This window comes from Streptococcus infantis (genome assembly GCF_001579645.1).
GTDB classification, from domain to species: domain Bacteria; phylum Bacillota; class Bacilli; order Lactobacillales; family Streptococcaceae; genus Streptococcus; species Streptococcus infantis_E.
This window is the reverse complement of the sequence record NZ_KQ970825.1, coordinates 84,770-103,570: the sequence shown is the minus strand read 5'-3', so window position 1 is coordinate 103,570 and position 18,801 is coordinate 84,770. Positions and strand designations below refer to the sequence as shown.

Below are 18,801 nucleotides of genomic sequence, written 5' to 3'. Positions count from 1 at the left end.
CTACAAATTCTCTTTCATCAATAATTTTTGTATCCAAAATAAAAACACTCCCAACTAAAATCATAATAAAAAAGTATAAAGATTTTAGTTCGAGAGTTTAAATGTTTTTTGTCAGCAAAGATAAAAGCCTGGTATTAAACCAGACTTTAGGTAGTTAACAGTAGTATCATCTCATAACTAAGATGACTCATTTAGCAACAAAACAATGAGTTAAAATAAATTCATTTACGGATATAATTACAATTATGTTTATAGTTATAAATATAAGCCCGTCTCTTCTTTGAGTTGGCTTTTTTGACGGTTTTCTTCTGCCTTTTGCTTAAACTGTTGCAGTTTTGTTGAAAATTTATCTGACTTTTTTATGAAGTCGCCCTCTTTCTCATCATTGATAGCTCCTTCAAATCCTTTGTTTTTAAGATAATTCATATAAAAAAGTTGCTCAGATCGGAAATAATCTAATAATGGCTGTCTGTTGTCGTGAACCTGAAATGCTTCAAGCGCTGAATAATAAGTCGCCTTATTAATATCGTCTACAATAAAGGGGACACTTCCTTCTTTCAAGCACTGTTTATACAAGAGCAATCGACCTATTCGACCATTACCATCTGCGAAAGGATGGATCCTTTCAAATTGTGCATGAAAACTTGTTAAGTAATCCAAATCTTTCTGTTTTTTCAAGTCATAGCCAATCAGTAAAGAAAGCATCTCTTCCTCAGTCTGTTCAACAGAAGCTGTAGCAATTTTTCCTACCTCATTTTGTAAAACTTTATAACGACCAACTGGAGCTATTGGATTATACTCAGAACTTGTTCCACTTTTTAAAATACGATGCAGTGTTTTAATATAGTCCTCTGTCAGTGGTTCATTAACGGTATCTAAGATATAATCAAAACATTTAAAGTGATTATTCATCTCTACCAAATCATCAATTTTGATTCCTTTTGCATCAATATTTGCAATAGTCTTTGTCTCATAAATTAAGCTAGTCTGTTCTTCTGTCAGACGACTTCCTTCAATCCGGTTAGAATTATAAGCAAAGCGTTTCTGTGTGATATCATAAATACCACCATGTACTTTTCCTTCTCTCTCTGCTAAGAGTCTCGTGATTAAATCCATAATTTCTCCTCGTAGCAAACAGATATATTTATATCTGTTTTTATTGTAAACTTTCCAACCACCTATCAAGGTAATCTGATGCAGACTTTGCACCGGCTGCTTTAGCAATTACATCTAATTTTTTCCGATTGCTTGGTTTCAAAGTAAACTGGAATTGCTTTTTGCGTTCAAAACTTTCAAAGTTGCCTACATCTGAAATCTGCTCAGGTTGATGCGTTGCTTCAATAATCTGCGAAATCTCTTTTTCTCTTGGTGTGAATGCCATAACAATCTCCTTCTAATTATATTTATAACTGTAATTGTATTTATAAATATAATTGTATTGTATCATAAATTTTTGAAAAAGTCTGCTCCAGCTCAGTGAAAAATTTTTTGTGTTTTTGATAAAGTTCAGGATTCTTCTCCATATCTGCAATAGAGATTTTATCAATCGTGGAATGATTGAATAACTCTTTTGCTGGTACAATTCCTAGAAGGTTATCTGTTCCCTTTTCTTTAGCTTCAAGTCCTAGGGCTTCCAGTAACTCTCTTGATGACCCATAGTTTGGCCGGATCATATTAGCTAGGAAATAAAGCTCTGCTGTAATATATGATTCCCTTGTACGATAGTCAATTACATCCTTTCTGAATGCTTCTAACCGAGTTGATAGATTGAATTTGGCATTATAACCAAACTCTGAAGGAGTCAAAGGGCTAATAATAGCGTGACTGACCGCAACAGCATTTTTAGTAGCTGTCGCAAAGTCTGGTCTACAATCAATCAAGATATAGTCAAACTGATCCAACTTTTTCTTTTCGTAGTTATCCTCTAGCCAAAGATAAAGTAACATATTTTTCTTATCGCTGTTCTCCAGATCTCGTTCCACCGTATCAAGCTGAACTGAACCTGGAATTAGACTGATATTTTCCTTGACTTGCTTAATATCCACATCGCCTCCTTTAAAAGCATTGGCAATTGTATTCTTGCTCTCATAGATATTGTAACACTGAGTCAAATTACACTGATGGTCTAAGTCTATAAAGAGAACCTTATGACCTTTCTTAGCCAACCATTCCCCATAATTAAAAGTTAAAGTAGTTTTTCCAACACCGCCTTTAATAGCCGCAAAAGTAATAATTTTCATTCTATTTCTCCATTCCATCCGTAATAGCAATGGCTACACATTGTTTCTTCTCCATCTATCCACCAACAAGCTCCTTTGATGGCTGCAAACTTAATAATTTTCAGGTTAGAAACTAATAAGGTATCCTTGTTTTTTAGCAATCTTTTCAACTGCCTCACGTGAGCTAGTAGTTTATGATTATTGTTCTATGTCAATATCGTCAATATCGTCAATATCAGCATAAAAAACTAAAAATAAAGTTCCCGATATTGCAATAGCAAATAAACCGACTATATCAATGACAGAAATAATTGGAAAGCACGCTAACATAAACTGCAATACTTTGTTCTCAATCATTCCTGAACCAACTAACGACGTAGAAATCCAGTTATTGAGATATAGCAAAAGCTCAGAACAAAATAAGGGAATAACTATAAACGTGATAGAGCAATAAATAATATTTGCTGGCACTTTCCATACACTCTCAGAATAAAGAATATTCTCTCTTATTGATTTCGAGATATCCTTGTTTAGGAAAAGATAATAGTACAATACTGTCATACTTCCCCTCCTTTTACATCAGCAATAAACTTCTCACAATCTTGCATCTTAGTTGTCAACTTCTCATTATTTTCTTTTAAAGGGATGATACGTATACGTTCCTCTAAACATTTAGCAAGTACAGATAGAGCTTTTTCTAAAGAAAACTCTCTATAATAGACAATAAGGTTATCAATATAATTAGAAATAATAAACTGGTTTACTACGTCAAGTTCCTCTTTCATCAAAGTTCTTCTACCAAACATGAAACTATCGCGTTTCTCAGCGATGCTACCTTCTGGAATAGGTGAGTTAAGGTCATAAACCACTCTCTTAGTAGCATTATAATCTCCGTCTTGTTTCAAAATAAATGTTTTTTGCTTTTCTAAGGTGTTAAACACTATTTCTTCAACTTGGATATTCCCCTCTGTGATACTTAACTTGTAAGCATAGATTTTAACTTCTTCTGTCATATTTTGTTGCTCTTTGTCAAACAATCCTGCAACAAACAATACAATATTCCGAAAAATCATATAATTTTCTCCTTTTCTATACTTCTATTATACCACTATAATTATATTTGCCAATATGTTTATAATTATTTTTTACAATGAAGTTTCTATATCCTTACGCTGCTCCACATTTTTCTCAATGTCTTGATGTAACTTATAATCTTTTGTAATTGATTCTACTCGTTGATACAAAGCCTGGCGCTCAAAGGTAGCCTCCTTAACAAGTTTATCAATCTCAGCTTTGCGAGTGCTAGGATCTACTCTCAAGTCTTTCATAATATCAATAGCTAGTTTCACTTCCTGAGGATCGCTTGATTCCAATGCAAGAAACGCAGACTGAATTTTATTAAGCTCACCCAAGCGTTGATCTAATTTATCAAGCAAGTTATCTACTTCTTCCAGTTCCTCTTCAAAACGATTTAACAATTCATCAAATTGCTGTCCTTCTGTCACTCCATGAGCAGATAGATAATTATATTCACGAACAAGCTGATCCAAACTGGAGATTTTCGGATTTTTACGGACAATCATTTCTCCGTTATCATACGACAACTGAGAAGCGACTGTTTCTCCCTTCATATACCTATTCTTATCAGCGTGTTCAGGATTAACAAAATAGTAGAAATCATTTTTTCTGATAAAAATTTCATAAGATCCATCTTCTGATTTTTCAATTTGATGAGCTGGAATAAGAATGGTTCCCTTATTTCTAATCCCAAATTCCATTTCAAGATAGATCCCATTTTTTGTTTCTTCCATCACCTGCCATTCTTCAACTGTGATTCTCATTTCAAAATCATCTTCTCGTTCTGCTACCATTTTTTCATATTCGGATTTTATTTCATTGACTGAAAAAGTCACCTCGTTGGCAATCACTCTCTCAGAAATTTTCTCTAAAGAATAATTTCCTTTTTTTGACAAAGTGCGATCCCGAATATTTCTGGTTTGATCTCGATCAGCCAAACGATACTTTATTTCCTTTCCTGAAGTATCAACTATTAGATTTAAAGCTCGTGCCTTGATCTTAAAATCCTCTAAAGAGGTTGAATGTTTTAAAAGGAAATCTATGCGTGATTTGATCTCATAACGAAAAGAGTTTTTTTGTCGATAGGCATGATAGGTTTTTCTATTAGTCCATAATCTCTCTTTGAGAATTTTAGCGCCAGCCAAATCCGCATACTTGTTTGAAATATTGAATAAGCTTCTAGCAGTATTTTTCTGCCAACGAAATTTTTTTAAAGTGACAGAATTGGTAGAATTGAAAATGATGTGGTTATGAATGTGACCCTTATCCATGTGAGTCGCTATGACAAATTCATGTTGTCCACCAGTCAATTCTAAAATTGTTTTACGACCAATCTCATGAATTTCTTGAGGAGTTAAATCATCTTCAGGAGAAAATGATTGAATGATGTGATGTGCTAAAACTCGATTCGGATTTTGAATATCATTTAATTCTTTTGTTCCTGCTCGTTGAGCCGCATTCTTTTTGGTCAAAAGAAATTCTTCTGTTGCTGTACTCGCATCTGTAATTCCATAAGTAGATACAAGTTGCTTGACTACTCGCCCATCTTTAACCACTGCTGGAAACTCTACTTCATCATTCTCCAGTAAACTTGTTTTTGAGGGATTCTCAATATAGTGCAAAGCATTTGTCAGACTTTTTAGGTCTGTCATCTCGACCGTCTTAGCTTCATCCTCAATATATTTTGTAGCTCTTCCTAGAGATGCCACTCCTTTTATCTGAAGAACTTTTGTTACAACCATCGCTCTTGTTCCTTTGTTTGATTTTCTTGTTTTTGGATAAACTGGCTGACTGTATCTTTCAAATGTTTTTGCAATTCAAGAATCTGACTCAATTCATTGAGGCTAACTTGATCATCTTCGTTTACCTTTTTTGCGACCTGATTTATATTGACCCCTATTCGATTTATTTCCTTACGCAGTTCTCTCAATTCTTCAAATTTTAAAATTTTGACCTCGCCCATAATCAACATGATTCGAGCAAAAGCATTAAAATTTGTCATCCCAGATTCTGCAACTTTAGTTGAAATAAACCGAGCTTCCTCCTCCGTCAAACGGATTTTTTTCTGAATCATCCGTTTTCGTTTTTCTCCATTTTTCAAAAATCATCACCTCTGATCTGCTGTTTCTTGATTGAGGGGCTAAGCCCCTTTTCTTCTGGCAAGATTAGCACTTGGGTCCCCAAATGCTGTTTTTAAAAAGGTCAAAGATGGTCAGAGTGCCACACCTGACCATTCTTGACTTTTTAAATTTTTGGGGAAATCCCCAATCCCCTAATCCCTGCAAGCAGGAATTTATTTATTTCGAGGAGAAAAGTTTGATTAAACTTTTAAAGTTTCCAACAGAAAATCCATCCCATCAAGCAACTTCATTTTTAATATTTCATCTCTAAGTTGCTCAAATCTTTCGTCACTCATTTCCTCGATTTCTTTAAGCGCAACTGGATACATTTCTACTTCTTCTAGTTCATAGCTTGTTTTAATTCGCATATCCCTACGAAGAATATAGAGACATTCTTTACGTGAAATGTGCTGATTAACTTCATTCACTTTGGGCGAATCTGTAGTCTCATCCTCAAAAAATATCTCCATCAAAATATCAAAGGTTTCTTGTCTTAGATTTTCAATCATCTTCTGTTTCTCCTTTTTTGTTTTTCTTTCTGCGGGTTATCGCCTCCATTATTGAGGGCTGCTCAGGGACTTTTTTTCTTCCACCTGCTTTACAGCCTCCGCCTTTTGACTACCTAACTGCTCAGATTTTTCTTTTGCCTGTTGAAGTTTATCTGCAAATTTATCTTTCTTTACGCTTTTATTTTTCACTAGTTCTAACTTGGCATCCATCCGTTCAATCAAACTTTTGGCTTCTTTCTGAACAATCTGCAGTTGTTCTACCATATCTTCAAAGCCATTTTTATCCTTCGCCCAGATAGCTAAATATCCAAAACTGTAACTACTAGTATCAAAACCAAAATGATTAGCTACGACATAAGCTACACTTTCAGCTTGTAGTTCTTGCTTACGATATTGGTCATCACCATATTGTGCATTCGTTCCTCTATGTAAATCTGAGTGAGCCATTTCATGAAAAATTGTTTTTAGAATATGTTCTTGCCCCTTCAATCCTTTTGAAATGACAATTCGATTTTCATCTGGAGAGTAATAACCATTTGCGCTTTCTCTTTTAATATCTTCAAAACTGATAGAGACATGATTATCCATCGAAACTGCTTTAGCTGCTCGATATAAATCTTCATAATCTTTAACAGAACCAGTCAATTCATTAATTGCTTTTGGCAATTCTTTTCCTTCTGTTTGAGAGACGTCAAAGACATTCCCTAACTTGAATCGAGTAACTGTGACTTCCTTCTCTTCCATTTCATTCTCAGATGGAGAAAAACTCAACTCATTTTGATTAGCAGAAATCTTAGTTTTCACTTGATACGGAACCCAAATTTTCAGAGCTTTAGAACCCTTTTTGACTGTTCTTTCAAAATCCGTTTTCCATTTGTTAAAACTTGCGACTTGGGAAACATTAGGATTCTGCATCTTCAGAAAATGAATATTGTTAAGTGAGTAGTTATGAAACTTACTCATCGTATCCAAGAACGATCTAAACTGTTCTGAGTCCAAATAGTTCTTCATTCCCTCTTTCAAATGCTCAGCCAAAGCTTTTGTATCTTTATTTGAAACCAACTGGGAAATAGTTTGTTCTGATTTTTTAGTAGCAACTGCTTCGGTAATAATAGCTCCTGCAGCCACTTCAGCATCTGTCCTTCTTTCTCGATCTTCCTGCTTTTTATGAAGGTTAGAAGCAGCATTGTATGGATCTGTTCCTTGCAACATCTCATCAGAATTGGAAATACCATCACCATCCAAATCACGATCTCTCTCATCTTTTCGGTTATACTGATAAATTTTTTCGTATGGATTATCTGGTGTATTTTGCAAATTCTTGACTTGTGTTTGTTCAAATTCATCCCGAATGTTTTCGATGGTTTGTTCAACTTTTTCTGATAAATCTTTAATTTCTTTTTGCCATTTTTCTACAAGAGCTACTTGTTCCATTGGAGAATCCTTAACTCCCAACTTCTCAAACCAAGCAGATAAATTTTCGACCTCAACACTATCCATTCCATCAAAAGAAATAAATCCTAGACGACTATCATGACTACTATCCGAAAAACCAATCGGGCTGTTTTCTAACACTCCATAAGGTACTTGGGATAAAAGTTGATCGGCATAAGGAGTATCTTCCAAAGCGTAACTGAACTGAGAAATATCTAACTCACTCGTCAATCTCTCCAGATAATACGGAGTGAATATGGCCCCATCTATCTTCATCAATTCTGGGTACTCTCTCATTTCTCGTGTTCCAAGTCTTTCTTTGTGAGCGATGGGGTTAATCTCCTCACCGATATTGTAACGGATGCTATCCTGAATAAGTTCACCATCAGGAGCGTAGATACTAAACTGGATCTTAGTTGGAGAGATGTAGGCTTCTGGATGACCACCAGTCACTTGTTTTAGCCCTTCCTGATATAGCTGATAGAAGCTCTGATTGGCCTTGTAAAGCTCTCTAGCAAAATCTTGATAAGGTATCAGCTCTGTTTCTTTAAAGGGCAATTTAGGCCCATCTGGGCGCTCCTCAGCCCATTGAAGGCGTACATGGTAGTTCTCCTTATAGATATGATCTTGTTTCCACTCTTTATAAAAGTCTGAATTTTTATCCAGGAGATTATCTTCTCCAGCTGCAGCAACAATCTGGTCAAATTTATCATTGTACCGCTTCGCATAGTCAAGATACTGATTCCATGCTTGATGAAATTCTTCTGGAGTTTTTGAGATGTCACCTGGCACACCTAAATTATAGACAGTATCTAAGACTTGAGTAAACGTAGCCGAATCAAGTAGGGGGCTATTCAGTGTGTTCTCTGGCGTTGTTTGTTCAATTTCTTTAGTTGTATCAGGCTTGATTTCTTCAAACAAGCCATCTTTCAAAATGGTTTCCAACTCATTACCTCTATCCTTGACATAATCCTCATTGATAGATAACTGTTCAATATGGCCATCACGTTCACGGAAAACACCAAGAATAACTTTTTCCTTAGTTTTCTCTACATCAACTCTTAGATCTCTCTTAATTTTCATGAGAGATGCAGGGACACGTTCATCTCCTATATCTTTGAAAAGAAGTAAGAAATCCTCGTCTTTACTCTTAATAGCTTCTGAAAAGTTAAGTCGTTGTGCAATTCTTACTTCATCTAAGTTATCCAAAACAAACGATTTAGGATCAAGAATATCCTCTAACATAGGAATAACTTGTAATTTTTCTTTTAGACTATTACTAACCAGTATTTGATTATAGTCTCCCCTTCCCTCAGCAAAATCGACTACAAAATCTCCAGCATTTCTACCTGGAACAACTGGCCTGATTCCTGTTAAGTGTAAAAAGTTTTCTCGTTTAAAATTAACATCTAGCAAACTCACCTCTCCATTATTGGAATAGAAATAATAGATTTTACTATTCGCTAATTCCTTTAAATACCATTGAGATGATTTCTGAATAGAACCAGCGTACTGATTCATTCTTTTCAAATCATCAGATGTAATTGGATGGTATTTCGATTGTCTTCGTTGCACTTCCTCAAAAGTTGTGCTAAAATGTAAGTAACGATAGGGTGATGTCGGGTGACTGGTAACAGTTTGCTCAAAGGTTGCTGATGATTCAGCTTCAGGTTCGGCACTGCCTACAGCATCAGGCTGTGAATAGCCCTCTCCACCACTGGCCCTATCATTCATTTGCTCCTGAGAACTCTCAGGAGCTTTTTCTGTACTCTGAATTTCTTCAAGAACTACTTCATCTTGCTTTTTTTGTTTAGCCAGTAACTTATTTACCACCTCTTCTTCCTCCTCCGTTTTAGGGAGATATTGAGATGATTGTTCAAATTTTCCTTCTTTTGTCATTTCTAGAGCTACAAACCGTAGCCCTTTTACGAAGTAGATATTGGGATATTTAGCCCATTGTTTGACCGCTCCGGAATCAATTATATCCTGTGTTTCAGGTTGAATAACGAATCCGTCATCTTTTTTGGGAATACTTGGTACATCCTCTGCTTCATACTTAGTCCCATTCTCATTCAATTCTGACATAGTATTTTCTCTTCCTCTCTCTTGATTAATAATTGTTTGATATTCTTGACGGACTTCTTCCCTTGTCAATTGCCTATCTGACACAAAGGCTTTTACATCATCTGCAGTTAGCTCTTGCACTTTTGCAAGAGCTATTTCCTTCTCAAAAAAGCCCTGGTAATGCCAGGACTTTTCATCTGCTATGTAAACGTGCGCCAGATCCTTAGAAACTTCATCCCCTCTTTTCAGGAAATCATTCCAATCTTCCTTTTCCTGATTTTCCTTAACAATAGGAGGAATCGCAATCTGTACTGGGATCCCCTTTTCCTGCAATCGAGTGATAAAATTATGACCAGCTGCATCATTATCTACAGCTAAGGTTATCATATCCTGATGCTGACCATCTTTAAAATAATTCGTTGTTCTAACGACAGTTTCTAGCGCTTTTCCAACATTCTGATCCACTTGATAGGATTTACCGTTCATCTCGGTATATAATTCCATAAATCTTCGACTAATGATACCATCTTTGATTCCATCCATAGCTACTAAGCGGACATCCTGAAGAGTATCCTTATGAAGCTCATAGTAACTCATTAGATCGATTGGAGCTTCCGCAAATACCAAACGTTTAGGAGTACCAATATCAATTGAAAATCCTAGTTGTCCGTCTGAATTTCTCATAATTTGTTTTAAGCGCCCACGTTCTGGATAATGCACTCGATTCTCTACTATTCCCTGGAGACTAGCGCCAGCTAAAAAGCCCGTGTTGTCTTTATATTTAAAGACAATCACAGGCTCGAAATAGCCTCCTTTTTTTCGGGTTGCCTCTGCCATACTCCCCTGGCTAATAAAGAAATTAATCGTATCATCTGAAAGGCCTCTCTGGGTCTTTAAATAGCCCCTAGAGGCGCTAAAATCCTGATTCTCATATCTTTCCAAATTATAGTGAAACGGCTCTTTTGGAGCCATCTGAACTTCGGCATTAACTGGCTTAAATTCTCCAGTTTCCAAAAAATGCATCGCTTCTTTGTAAGAAACTCCTTTTATGGATTGTACTAACTGAATGACATCTCCAAATTCAGTTCTTGAATTCCAGTGAAATTCATTTTTTCTTGCATCGATCACAAATGAATCGTGCTCTGTCCAGGTATAACTATGGCTTCCTGTACGCTTTAACTCTATGCCTAGTTGCTCTGCAACAGAAATAATAGATAATCTTTTGGCTTCTTCTTTACTTAATGCCATCTGTTACCTCCCTACAATGAAAATTCTGGCCCTTCTTTTTCTGCGACTATATCTTGTGTCTGTTCTCTCTCAAGTTCTTCTGCTTCTACAAAACGGTTTAAATCAGGAAAATGGAGTTGAGCTTGTTTTAGCTTATCATGAACTAATAGGTTCTCATCGATATGATAGACTGCTTCCTGATGGCCATTAAATCCTTTCTCTAGATCAATATCATCAAAGCGGATAACAGCCAACTCTGTTAAACTCCCCTTATACCAAGCTCCAATCTCACTTTCAAGATAGAACTGAACAGATTCTCTATCTTCCGTCTTTGTATCCCGTAAATAAGCTAGTTCCCAGCTTTCACCCTGAGAATATCCAGTGACTTCTTGAACGATTAACTCCTGATTGTCCGTACTTAAAATCTGATTAATATCGTCTAAACGGGGGACTAAAATTTCTTGAGCTAGAGAGACTGCTTCTGTACGATAATCGAAAAATTCGTATTCTTCCCTATCTTCGACATAATTCCTAACGAAATCTGAATAATGAGGGAAATGTTCCTGGAAGCTAGGTGAAATCATCCCATAAATATAGGCTTGTCTTAATGTTTCAAACCGTGCTATTTGGTAGTATGAAGGATCTAGCCTAGCTTCTTGATTTAACAGTTCCTTGATATTTTCTGGAAGTTGAATTGGCTCCGAATCTGGCCAAGTTTTCTTAGAATAGTTGATTACTTCTTCGTAGAGAATGGTATCAATCTCCGAATTTTTCATTTCAAGCAAAGCATCCACAATTTGAGCTGATTCTGAAATATTGGAACGATAATCAGTAATCAAGCCATCTTTACGAACCTCCCACTCCTCAACCTGAGCATTTTCTGGAGTTCGTAGTAACAATACCTCCTCAGCTTCTAGATCAACTCCAATGACCTGATCGCCATTTGGTAGCTGATCCATCTCCAATTCCTGGATCCTAGCATCTAATTTATCATTAACCTGAAGCAAGTCTTGCTTCAAGTGAAATAATTCTTCTGCATTGGCCTTCAATTCCTCAAAATACTCTCTGGAAATCTTCACTGGTCGAACCAATAAATCTTTCTCTCTTTGCTCTCGAGGATATGAAAATAAATAGGGAGCAACTTCTTTGAAATCTTGATAATTCATCCATTTTATGGATTCTGTAACAATCATATTTTGGACATCAACGACATCTGTATGAGGTGTAATCCAACCAGCTAAAGCTAATTCTTTTACTGCCTCAGAGAGAGGGTAAGAAGGGATATGTTCTAAAATCCCCTCAAAATAACCAATCCCTCGTGCAGTCTCCTCCTCAACTTCACGCTTCATTCGTTTAAATTGTTTTTGTGGTAATGTATTCATTCTTTATCCTTTCTAACTAACTCTGAGAGGAACTTCCTCAACTTCCTTAATTCCAATATGAATAACATTTTCTTCCCCAACCTGGTCTTTCCACTCATCAATATCGCTCAGATAGCGCTTATATCTATACCAATTGTCATCGTTTGGGCCATTGCTTAGGAGATTGGCTCTTGGATGCGTATCCAGGTTAAATTTTTGATCTCGAAAGACATTTTGTTTGGATAGGAAGAGTAGGGCTTCTGTTGTTCCAATCGTGGCCACCTCATGCGGTGTCAACAGTTCTCGACCAATTTTAGAGTTCTGCTTAGAGCTGCTGGCATTTCTTCCTCTGCTCTCACTATAATTCTGATCATTCAGAGTTTGCTTCCCTGATCGCTCAGATAGGTACTTAAGCGTGTCTAAGTCATTTGAACCTAAATAAAGAATAGCACCACAGTTATTGATAATCGTCTTAGTATTTTCTTTACCATATAATACTTCAATCTGGCTTTGAGATTGTACCATCATCTTGATAGAAATCTCTCGAGAACGAATAACTGAGATAATTGGTGGTAAATTAGGAATCTTCCCAATCTGACCAAACTCATCCGCCCACACCTGTAGATGCAATAAGTCTTCCTTGGTCTTTGTTGGATGCTCACCTAATATAACTGCATCTGCAGTTTTTATTAGCACATCAAAAATGGTACTAAAGAGAAGGGCAGATAAGAACTGGTAAGCTGGATCCACTTCTGGAATATGAATAAAAACTGCTGTTTTCTCAATATTCCATTTTTCAATCTCGAGTGTATCCTTTTCAATAATCTTTCTTAGTTGCTCATGATCAAATACTGAGAAGGTTGTTGCAAAGATAGCATAAACAGAAGCCCGTGTTTGGCCATCAAAGTTTTTATTGAATAGATCCCACTGCCTACTAGCATAATTCCCTGGGCTCCTTCTCTCCAGGTCTTCAAACATCAATTCAACAGGACTCTCCGCTTCTGGATGATTTCTTCTCAATTCTCGAATCATATCTGTAACCTGCCCTAAATTAGGCAGATAGTGATCGAGCTTACCATCAAAATAAAGATAGCCAATTAGAGAACGCATCAGGAGTTTATTGGCTGCTGGCCAAAAAGGATCACCCTCATGACCATTTTTGTTGAGAGACTCTGTAATAGCTTCTGCCACTCGGTCTATATCCATTTCATTATGAATATATCTAAAGACGTTGAAACCATCTGAATTCAAGAAAGTAATCAAATCAAAAATCTTCATCTTATAGCCTTTTTCTACAAGTGACTTCCCTGTTTCATGAATCAGAATCCCTTTGGTATCTGTGGTTACAAAACTAGAATTGCCTTGTAAAATATTTGGTTTTACAGCACTACGAGTCTTTGAATCCCCTGTACCACCATACACCAAAATATTCTTATTGATCTGATTTTCAAAGCTCAATCGGTTATTAAATAGTCCCATCTGGCTATTTTGAGTGAAAATCATATTCTTTTCAGGTTCTTCATCTCGGAATCTCATCAACTCTTCTTTAGTTGCAAAGCGAGCTGATCCATGTTCCTCCCCATACCTGTATGTACCTGTATCTGTTACTCTTAAATACAACAGAAAAGCAATCAAAAACCCACTCATACCAATCAATAAAGAAGTTGATGTGAATTGAAAATCAAACCAAGATTTATCGCCCAGATGGTCGCTCATCCAGTTAAGCTTTCCAAGACCAAATACATCCGTTACTGAATCGGTATCTGGTGCTAACAGCCACAGTTTAAAAAGCCAATGAAATAGATAAAATAGGCCTAATCCTAACAACAAATATGGTCTAAGTCTCCGTTTCTTCTTTTCTGTAATCACTTCATTTTCCCTCCAATCTGTGGTTCGATATTTTCCGGAAGAACAAACTCCTTCGTATGAATGTTTACCTGGAGAGAGTTAATTTTCTCTTGTTCAACTGCTTTAAAATGTTTCAATTTTTCCTCAAAAGAAGTCGTTTTTCCATTTTTAAGGTTTCGCTCATTGAATCCTTTAGGATCTCTTGTGATGCCTTCTAGGACATCCTTAAAGGCTTGTTCAACAACACCTTTATCTTTTGCATTAAAAGCAAGGGTTGTCTTTCCATCTGGATGAGTATAAAAAGAAAAGCCAATCCCGTATTGGCCCAGTTCTTTTCGAACTGCCTCGAGATTGACTTCATTATGTAGTAATTGCTGGACTTCTTTTGCATCTGCTGTTGCCATGAATTTATTCCAGTCTGTATCACCAGTAAAGACTACATTCTCTCCTCTGGCTTGATACATTTCAACTGCTTTAGAGCTCACCAGGAAGAGTCCTTTTAAGATTACTTCTCCTGTCACAAGAGTTGCCCGTCCTAACTGGGCTACAACTTGTTCTTGTTCCATTTTAGCTCACCTCTTCAATTTTGAAATAAAGATCCTTCAATTGAGTAGCTTGAGAGTCTTTCGCAAGAATCTGTTGTTGCAACTCATCGATCCTATTTTGGCACTGAGCAATTTCCGCATTTGCTTCCTTGATAAAATCTTCGTTAGATTTGATTTTATTTTTAATAGATTGCTTATAAGTAACCGTCTGAGCCTCAAAGCTATCAATAACCTCTGAAGGCACATTTACTGCAGCTGCATGAGAAAGAGAGAAGGAAGATTCAGCCCTTTGATTAGGAAGCGTTTTATTCCCTTTCTGACTAAATGTAGCAACAACTGGTGCTACTTCTTCTGTAGCTACATCCTGTGTATTTTCATCTTGTGAAGGTTCTACTCGTTCTTCCTCATTTTCATCTAATCTACTGAAATGATCTGTAGTCCATTCACTAGAAGAATAGGTAATTTTATCTTCCAAAGGCACTTCCTCTCTAACCTCATCTTTAGGCTTCTGAGAAACTAGCTCAGCAATTCTTTGACGAGCCATATTCGCCTCTTTCTTTACCGTTAGATTTTCTAGTTCAGGATCTGGTTCTAGTTGGAGCTCGGGTTGGGGTTCTGGTATGCCTTGTGAGGACTTCTTTTCTTTATGTTTTGCTAAAAAATGAAGAAAACCTTTCTTTTCCTTCCCAACACTCGTACCAAAATTTTCCAGCAACTGATCAATGATTCCAACAAAAGGTATTTCAAGCCTCTCTTCTTGTAAGATTTCACCTTCAGAATTGAGTGAATAAAGTCGATAGATTCCGGTTATTCTATTACTCTTCATTCGCTCATTGATGATTTCTAGCCTTGATAACAACTCATCTCGGTACTCAAATGTTTCCTCTTGATTAGTCAGTTGATTGATAATTTTATACATGGTTCTCTCCTTGGTTACTTGATAAGGCTGGAAGAATGAGTTCCTTCATTTCCTGATAGGATAAGCCACTTTCTTCTGATAGTGCCACAAAAAGCTGCGCTTCAAAATCTTTTTCTTGATTTATGTAATTCTTGATTTTTTCATCTGCTGCTTCTTTTTGACGTTGCGCTTTTTCCTTCTCTCTTCTGACTTTCTCAAGCTTAGCTTCAAGTTGTTCTATTTTTTTATTCATTCAATTCTCCTTATTGGTTACTACTGGTTGCGGTTGTTTGTTCAGAGGATGTAGATGTTGTGGTTGATGAAGAGGATACTGGAGTCGAGCTTGAACTGCTAGTATCTGAATAGGTGCCTATACTTTGCCCTTTTGCTTCAGTCAGGACAATAGGCTCAATTTTATTGACCAATAGTTTACCTGATTGTTCTAAATAGGTCAATCGAATAGTAGCCTTAGTGATACCAGTAAGCCCCTTAGAATCTCGATTATCTTTTTCTGCTAAATTTGTGCTAGAATATTGAATCTGAGCCAACGCAACTTTATGTGTTTTATCAATGTAGATAGAGCCTGATTCATAAGATTGGTCAACCACATATCCCTTATAGGTCTGGTTAACTGGCTTTTGTTCTTCTTGAATGGTTTCCTGATACATAGAATCAGTCATAAAAGGCTTATAGCGTGGACGATTCTCTTCTAAATCCTTTTTGGTATAGTAAGCAATTAGAAAGTCCTCGACCTGCTGTTCAGTAAGAGATAATTTTTCCTGCTGTTTCTCTTCTGGTTTTTGCTTCGCCTCTTCCTGAACTTGACTATTCTGTCTCAAATTCTGTTGTACTTGAGCAATAGAATAGCCCAGGATAATACATAAAACGGCAGCGACTCCGATAAGGAGTCCCTTTACCATTTTGATTAACTTTTGATTATACATTCTTTTCCTTTCTTATTTAGGGGTAACAAAATAGATGCCTAATTGTGGTGTCAAGGTTCGCCAAGTCATTAGGTATAAACCAGCAAAGTTCATTTCTGAAATTAAGAAGCTACCATCACTATTAACATACTCACAGAATCCAAGGTGACCATAGATTGGTGATGCTCCAGCTACACCATTCATGAATACAACTGCAGAACCTGGTTTAGGAGTCGTTGAAATTTCATATCCTTGAGCTTGACCACTATCAACCCATTGATTAGCATTGCCTAAATAGGGATAAATTCCAATCCCAATCTGCGCAAAACGGTTATAGACATACCAAGTACAATTTCCTAGTGTATAGGCATTACCTGGATAACCTTGACCCTCTAGAATTGCTTGATCGGTAGGGAGTCCATATGGAAGTTTGTCTTTATACTCTGCTGGAACTTGTTGGCTCGAAACTCCTGTTGAACCTCCTCCTTTATTTTTTAAGAAATTTAGCCATTGACGAGCTGCAGTTTGTCGTTCTAGAAGCTTATTACCTGGTACTCCCAGCCAAGCATTCAAAAAATCCTCTGCAAGAGCTTCTACGGAAGCTGTTGAGGTTACAATTCTTTTAAAAGCTTCTCGTCTAATTGGATCATCTGCTTCTAATAGGAATTTAGTTTGAACTTCCGCAGACCAAATATCTCCATTCATATCTTTTGCAAAATTCCACAATGAAAGAGCACGAGGTCCAGTAAATTGGCCAATCCCGATCCCGATATAGTGTAAACCATTGACCATGTACTCTTTTTTATTTAAACGTAAATTTGGATACATAGCTTGGAAAGCATCCCAGTTACCAACTAGATTTTCTGCAGTTGGTTCTTTAGCAATTTTATCAAACTGATTATTTGTTAGATAGTCTGTTTCATAACGTTTAAAAGTTATGGAACTCTCAATATCATATCCACCCAAAACGGCTGCAATTCCTTCATCTGTTGCTTCTGGTATATTTTTTTTGATCGCTTCTGCAAAAGCTCTCGCACGTTTTCCTTTCTCTCCAGATGTTTCAATGCTACTCACAACAGACGTTGCTTGTGTGTACTCTACACGCTGGAAGTAAAAACCGACATTGACATAAGTCCAACTCTTTTCAACATTACCATCTTTGTCTTTCTTATTTGAACGATCAGGTTCTAGTTTTTGATAATAAACCGTTTGATTTCCTTCAGATGCGACCTTTCCAATTATATCTCCAGATTTAACATGATCTCCTGTTTTGTAACGAATCGTATCTACATTCTTATACAGGAACTTGGAATTCTCATCACTGATTTCTATATCATTACCATTTACTTCAACTTTCCCATCTAGAACTGCTAATAGAGTTTGCCCACCTGTGGCTTGCAAAACAGAACCATTAAAGATCTCCTTCTTAGTTTTATAACCAAAGCGCTCAATAATCTGAAGGGGAGCTTCTGATTCAAGCTGATCTTCTGTATAAAATGGATTATCTAGCTCTTGTAGCAACATATATTTTCCACTATCTCGAGCAATTTCTAAGAGTTCTTTATACTCTTCTAACTCATCCTCACTCAACTTGTAAAGGTCATTTTTTGTATAAAGATCTTCCATTGTTTTAAGATTATCTTTATCCCCATTCAAATTCTTCCATAAGGTATCTAAGTAAAGCTTCCCTCGATTATTTTGCGAAAGATACTTGTTCCCGTCTATACGAAGTTTATCTGAAATATCATCATACTTATAATTCAAGTACAAAAGTGGATCATCAATTTTTGTCCAATAATCTACCTTATCATTCGATTTTTCACGATCCAATTTTGAAATATACAACCAGGTATCATTCATATCAAACTCATCTTGACGGGTAATTCCTGAACTACCAATACCAAGTATTGCCAGAAACAAAAGCAGACCAAAAGCAATCAGATAAGCCTTAAAGCCAAAAGGATTTTTGATAATAGCTTTAATTGGTTTAGATCCAAAACGATAGACCTTTCTAGCCTTCTTAGCAGCCTTCCCTGTCTTAGATGCAGCTAAGCGTTTTCTATAAGCCTGTATCTGTCGAGATAACTTCCCTTCCCAAGAAAATTCTCTTGGGGTTCGAGTGAAGCCTCTCCCTTTAGCCTTATTGTAGAATCTATTTCCTAGACCATAGCTTGATTTAACTACTCCTTGGCCAAGCTTACCGCTATACTTCCCAATCGTTTTAATACGTTTTCCTTGAATCTGTATATCTTGATACTGATTCTTAGTTCGTGCTATATCTGAAAGGGTATCATCCTGATGAGCTGTAGAACTAGCCTGTTGATTAGAAACTCGTTCTACAGATTGTTTGGCCGCACGAAGAAACTTCTTCTTCCGTGATCCACCGTTAGCCTCTTGAGCAACTTTATAAGTTTTTTTAGAAACTTTTTTCTCTAGCTTTGCTTTATCCAATTCCTGCTTAAGAAAAGCCTGCTTCTTGATATCTTCTGGACGAAGGGCTTTCCCTTCTTTCCGAAGCTCTCTTCCCTTTTTCTGGATATTCTTATACTCTTTTTGGATTTTTTTGACTTTGGCTC

General features: G+C 36.6%; 16 protein-coding genes. All 16 read right to left on the bottom strand.

What is annotated here, in order from left to right; translation table 11 throughout:
• Positions 1-255: 255 nt before the first annotated feature.
• Complete coding sequence (locus SINDD18_RS09885) at positions 256-1,116, bottom strand: Fic family protein (RefSeq protein ID WP_061863993.1); 861 nt, start codon at positions 1,114-1,116, stop codon at positions 256-258.
• A 40-nt stretch (positions 1,117-1,156) separates the two neighbouring features.
• On the bottom strand, positions 1,157-1,381 hold the full coding sequence (locus SINDD18_RS09880) for a hypothetical protein (protein ID WP_061863992.1): 225 nt from the start codon (positions 1,379-1,381) through the stop codon (positions 1,157-1,159).
• 40 nt (positions 1,382-1,421) lie between these two features.
• A complete protein-coding gene (locus tag SINDD18_RS09875; protein ID WP_061863991.1) occupies positions 1,422-2,240 on the bottom strand; it encodes a ParA family protein in 819 nt (272 codons plus the stop codon).
• A gap of 177 nt (positions 2,241-2,417) precedes the next feature.
• On the bottom strand, positions 2,418-2,780 hold the full coding sequence (locus tag SINDD18_RS09870) for a hypothetical protein (RefSeq protein ID WP_061863990.1): 363 nt from the start codon (positions 2,778-2,780) through the stop codon (positions 2,418-2,420).
• Positions 2,777-3,292: a hypothetical protein gene (locus tag SINDD18_RS09865; protein WP_061863989.1), complete on the bottom strand. Its 516-nt coding sequence runs from the start codon at positions 3,290-3,292 to the stop codon at positions 2,777-2,779. Before SINDD18_RS09865 ends, SINDD18_RS09870 begins: the two co-directional genes overlap by 4 nt.
• 72 nt (positions 3,293-3,364) lie before the next feature.
• Positions 3,365-5,038 carry a helical hairpin domain-containing protein gene (locus tag SINDD18_RS09860; RefSeq protein WP_061863988.1) on the bottom strand — a complete coding sequence of 558 codons (1,674 nt, stop codon included), beginning with the start codon at positions 5,036-5,038 and terminating at the stop codon, positions 3,365-3,367.
• On the bottom strand, positions 5,029-5,397 hold the full coding sequence (locus SINDD18_RS09855) for a plasmid mobilization protein (RefSeq protein ID WP_061863987.1): 369 nt from the start codon (positions 5,395-5,397) through the stop codon (positions 5,029-5,031). The genes SINDD18_RS09860 and SINDD18_RS09855 overlap by 10 nt, the downstream gene beginning before the upstream one ends.
• A 219-nt stretch (positions 5,398-5,616) precedes the next feature.
• Positions 5,617-5,925, bottom strand: a complete 309-nt coding sequence (locus SINDD18_RS09850) for a hypothetical protein (RefSeq protein ID WP_061863986.1) — start codon at positions 5,923-5,925, stop codon at positions 5,617-5,619.
• Positions 5,926-5,973: 48 nt separating this feature from the next.
• Positions 5,974-10,671, bottom strand: a complete 4,698-nt coding sequence (locus SINDD18_RS10645) for a PBECR4 domain-containing protein (protein WP_061863985.1) — start codon at positions 10,669-10,671, stop codon at positions 5,974-5,976.
• A gap of 11 nt (positions 10,672-10,682) precedes the next feature.
• A complete protein-coding gene (locus SINDD18_RS09840; protein WP_061863984.1) occupies positions 10,683-12,032 on the bottom strand; it encodes a hypothetical protein in 1,350 nt (449 codons plus the stop codon).
• A gap of 12 nt (positions 12,033-12,044) precedes the next feature.
• The gene (locus tag SINDD18_RS09835) at positions 12,045-13,880 is read right to left on the bottom strand and encodes a VirD4-like conjugal transfer protein, CD1115 family (RefSeq protein ID WP_061863983.1); all 1,836 of its coding nucleotides are present in this window, start codon (positions 13,878-13,880) and stop codon (positions 12,045-12,047) included.
• Complete coding sequence (locus tag SINDD18_RS09830) at positions 13,877-14,425, bottom strand: DUF3801 domain-containing protein (RefSeq protein WP_049503666.1); 549 nt, start codon at positions 14,423-14,425, stop codon at positions 13,877-13,879. The genes SINDD18_RS09835 and SINDD18_RS09830 overlap by 4 nt, the downstream gene beginning before the upstream one ends.
• A gap of 1 nt (position 14,426) precedes the next feature.
• Complete coding sequence (locus SINDD18_RS09825; protein ID WP_061863982.1) at positions 14,427-15,323, bottom strand: hypothetical protein; 897 nt, start codon at positions 15,321-15,323, stop codon at positions 14,427-14,429.
• Entirely contained in the window at positions 15,316-15,555 is a 240-nt protein-coding gene (locus SINDD18_RS09820) for a hypothetical protein (RefSeq protein ID WP_061863981.1), read from the bottom strand. The genes SINDD18_RS09825 and SINDD18_RS09820 overlap by 8 nt, the downstream gene beginning before the upstream one ends.
• 10 nt (positions 15,556-15,565) lie before the next feature.
• Complete coding sequence (locus SINDD18_RS09815) at positions 15,566-16,246, bottom strand: hypothetical protein (RefSeq protein WP_061863980.1); 681 nt, start codon at positions 16,244-16,246, stop codon at positions 15,566-15,568.
• Between the two features lie 12 nt (positions 16,247-16,258).
• Positions 16,259-18,801, bottom strand: a 2,543-nt coding sequence (locus SINDD18_RS09810) for a phage tail tip lysozyme (protein ID WP_241497371.1), incomplete at its 5' end; no start/stop codon positions are given.